At 45.8% G+C, this 1,136-nt stretch carries 1 protein-coding gene; it reads left to right on the forward strand.

What is annotated here, in order from left to right:
• Window positions 1–1,136: ABC-ATPase domain-containing protein (locus R8N28_RS24785; RefSeq protein ID WP_318183613.1), on the forward strand; the 1,136-nt coding region annotated here is incomplete at both ends.

Here is a 1,136-nt window from a genome sequence, read left to right on the forward strand (position 1 = left end):
GCTATTCACAGAAGAAGGGATTGAACTGCGTTTTCGTGTCAACCTACCCGCTGAAGGCCGTTCTGTGCTTGGTAAAAAGGCGAACAACATCCTAACGTTTCATCTGCCTAAGTTTATTCGACGCGCGACGCTTGAGCGTGAGTTGGATAAAGAAGCAATGGTGAAGCACTGTCAAGTCGTAGAAGATCAAAGCGCACTAAGAGAACAATTAGAAGCACACAATCTTGTTGCGTTTGTTGCGAATGGTAGCGTTCTACCACGTATTGCGGGTAACTGTGATTTACCGATGAAAGAAGCAGTGGAGTTTACGGCTCCTGAGTCTTTGCAAGTGACTTTGCATGCACCAAACAAAGGTTACATAACTGGACTTGGCATTCCCAAAGGCATCACTTTGATTGTCGGCGGTGGTTTTCATGGTAAGTCGACCTTACTGAACGCCATTGAACGTTCTATTTACGATCACATTCCTGGCGATGGTCGCGAGTACATCGTAACAGATCAGAAAGCGATGAAGATTCGTGCAGAAGATGGCCGTTGTGTGCATCACTTAAATCTGTCGAACTACATCAACCATTTGCCAATGGGTAAAGATACTGCAGATTTCTCAACGCAAGATGCATCAGGTTCAACATCGCAAGCGGCTTGGTTACAGGAATCTATCGAAGCCGGTGCGACATCACTGCTGATCGATGAAGACACATCTGCAACTAACTTTATGATTCGTGATGAGCGTATGCAGGCACTTGTGGCAAAAGGCGATGAGCCAATCACACCGTTGGTTGACCGTATCGGTCAATTACGTGATGAACTGGATATCTCTACTATCATCGTTATGGGTGGCTCTGGTGATTACCTAGATGTGGCGAATACCGTTATTCAGATGCATGACTACCAAGCGGTCGACGTGACTGAAAAAGCAAAACAAGTGATTGCTCAGCACCCTACTCAGCGCCATAACGAATCAGAAGAGAGCTTACAAACTTTCCGACCACGCGCACTAAACCGAGTGGCTCTTATGAATATATTGACTGATGGTAAATTCCGCGTAAGTGCAAAAGGCAAAGACTCACTGCGTTTTGGTAAAGAATTTACTGACCTTAGCTCTCTAGAGCAGATTGAGTCTGCTGACGAGGTGA

The sequence above is a fragment of the Vibrio sp. Vb1554 genome (assembly GCF_033344235.1).